General features: G+C 38.2%; 4 protein-coding genes. All 4 read left to right on the forward strand.

What is annotated here, in order from left to right:
* The first annotated feature begins 351 nt into the window (after positions 1-351).
* The 4 genes from gap (at position 352) to nusG (ending at position 2,479) form a co-directional block, all read left to right on the forward strand.
* Complete coding sequence (gap, locus tag A3I3_RS0109495) at positions 352-1,359, forward strand: type I glyceraldehyde-3-phosphate dehydrogenase (protein WP_003070973.1); 1,008 nt, start codon at positions 352-354, stop codon at positions 1,357-1,359.
* Positions 1,360-1,499: 140 nt separating this feature from the next.
* Positions 1,500-1,652 (forward strand): 50S ribosomal protein L33, encoded by a 153-nt coding sequence (gene rpmG / locus A3I3_RS10725; protein ID WP_081600740.1) that lies wholly within the window; start codon positions 1,500-1,502, stop codon positions 1,650-1,652.
* A gap of 9 nt (positions 1,653-1,661) precedes the next feature.
* Positions 1,662-1,838 (forward strand): preprotein translocase subunit SecE, encoded by a 177-nt coding sequence (secE, locus tag A3I3_RS0109500; RefSeq protein WP_018372453.1) that lies wholly within the window; start codon positions 1,662-1,664, stop codon positions 1,836-1,838.
* A 104-nt stretch (positions 1,839-1,942) separates the two neighbouring features.
* Positions 1,943-2,479 carry a transcription termination/antitermination protein NusG gene (gene nusG / locus A3I3_RS0109505; protein ID WP_018372454.1) on the forward strand — a complete coding sequence of 179 codons (537 nt, stop codon included), beginning with the start codon at positions 1,943-1,945 and terminating at the stop codon, positions 2,477-2,479.
* Positions 2,480-2,572 lie beyond the last annotated feature (93 nt).

Here is a 2,572-nt window from a genome sequence, read left to right on the forward strand (position 1 = left end):
TTTCATTATAGGTCATATGGGACTTTTTTTCTACAACAAAATAAGCTCCATAATCCCTAAAGTGATTTTACCCACTACAGAAATTATAGAGCCTTTTTATATAGTCTAGAGTTCTGAAAATGGAATGGTTTCTCTGTATTATTTCAAAGAAAAAAGAAGGCTGCAGTTTTTATTTTCTTTCATGAAAGTCTTTTGAAAAAATGAGAAACAAGTTTATATAAAAGAGGGTCACTGCTTGCATTTTCACTAAAATAGTTATATAATAAATACTGTTGAAAGGTGATTTGTAACATTTCAAGTTACTCTTTTCACATAAAAATTTTATTGATTTTCATAAGGAGGAAATCACGAATGGTAGTTAAAGTTGGTATTAACGGTTTCGGTCGTATCGGTCGTCTTGCTTTCCGTCGTATCCAAAATGTAGAAGGTGTTGAAGTTACTCGTATCAACGACCTTACAGATCCAGTAATGCTTGCACACTTGTTGAAATATGACACAACTCAAGGTCGTTTCGACGGTACTGTGGAAGTTAAAGAAGGTGGATTCGAAGTTAACGGTAAATTCGTTAAGGTTTCTGCTGAACGTGACCCAGAACAAATCGATTGGGCTACTGATGGTGTAGAAATCGTTTTGGAAGCAACTGGTTTCTTTGCTAAGAAAGATGCTGCTGAAAAACACCTTAAAGGTGGTGCTAAGAAAGTTGTTATCACTGCTCCTGGTGGAAGTGACGTTAAAACAATTGTATTTAACACTAACCACGATGTTCTTGATGGTACTGAAACAGTTATCTCTGGTGCTTCATGTACTACAAACTGCTTGGCTCCAATGGCTAAAGCACTTCAAGACAACTTCGGTATCGTTGAAGGTTTGATGACTACTATCCACGCTTACACTGGTGACCAAATGATCCTTGACGGTCCACATCGTAAAGGTGATCTTCGCCGTGCTCGTGCTGGTGCTGCAAATATCGTTCCTAACTCAACTGGTGCTGCTAAAGCTATCGGTTTGGTTATTCCAGAATTGAACGGTAAACTTGATGGTTCAGCTCAACGTGTTCCAACTCCAACTGGATCAGTTACTGAATTGGTTGCTGTTCTTGAAAAGAACGTTACTGTTGATGAAGTAAATGCAGCTATGAAAGCAGCAGCTAATGAATCATACGGTTATACTGAAGATCCAATCGTTTCTTCAGATATCGTAGGTATGTCATTCGGTTCGTTGTTTGATGCAACTCAAACTAAAGTTCTTGACGTTGATGGAAAACAATTGGTGAAAGTTGTATCTTGGTATGACAACGAAATGTCTTACACTGCACAACTTGTTCGTACTCTTGAATACTTTGCAAAAATTGCAAAATAATTGAGTATAAGCAAAGAGAGGTTTAGACCTCTCTTTTTTATTAAGAATATTGTCACCTTTATAATTGGCACGAGTATTTGTATGGCTCTGGGCTTGTAAAATCAAATAAATCTTGATATAATGTGAATGATGGAGGCGTTATGGCATTAAAAAAAGCAAGTCTGGCGTGTACGGTTTGTGGATCCCGTAACTACTCAATTAAACTTAGTAGTACGCCAAAACCAACGCGTCTAGAGGTAAATAAGTTTTGTAAACATTGCAGTAAATACACTGTCCACAAAGAAACTAGATAGGAGAGAGTTGTGAAATTTATCAGCGAAACAATTCAACTTTTAAAACAAACAACTTGGCCTACGAAAAAAGAACGTTGGAAAAATTTTTGGTCTGTAATGGAATATACTGCCTTTTTTGCAGTCATTATTTATATTTTTGACCAAATTGTTTCACACGGGCTTCTTCGTGTGCTCAATTTATTTTAAAAACGAGATAATTTCTCGTCTTTTTTTGTAAATTTTATGCTATAATAGGGCTAGAAATAAAAAACAAAAAGCCCACAGGCTTTTTTATGTTGAAAGGAAGACTCATGGACAGTTTTGACAAAGGCTGGTTTGTCCTACAAACCTACTCAGGCTATGAAAATAAAGTAAAAGAAAATCTCTTGCAGCGGGCGCAGACTTACAATATGCTGGAAAATATTTTGCGCGTGGAAATCCCAACGCAAACCGTGCAAGTGGAGAAAAACGGCAAGAAAAAAGAAATCGAAGAAAATCGCTTTCCGGGTTATGTTTTGGTGGAAATGGTCATGACCGACGAGGCTTGGTTTGTCGTGCGGAACACTCCAAACGTTACAGGATTTGTCGGCTCTCACGGGAACCGCTCAAAACCGACCCCGCTCTTGGAAGAAGAAATCCGCGCCATTCTCATTTCTATGGGACAAACGGTACAAGAGTTTGATATTGATGTCAAGGTTGGCGACACCGTGCGGATTATTGACGGAGCTTTTGCTGACTACACTGGTAAAATCACCGAAATTGACAACAACAAGGTCAAGATGATTATCTCCATGTTCGGTAACGATACCGTGGCAGAAGTCAACCTCAGCCAGATTGCGGAGTTGTAAAAAGAGCCTGGGACAAAATAATTCTCAGCCACAAAAAAAGCTAGAGCTTCCCAATTGCGGAACTCTAGCTTTTTAATTTTGAGTCGTTCTCTT

The organism is Streptococcus massiliensis DSM 18628, from assembly GCF_000380065.1.
GTDB classification, from domain to species: Bacteria; Bacillota; Bacilli; order Lactobacillales; family Streptococcaceae; genus Streptococcus; species Streptococcus massiliensis.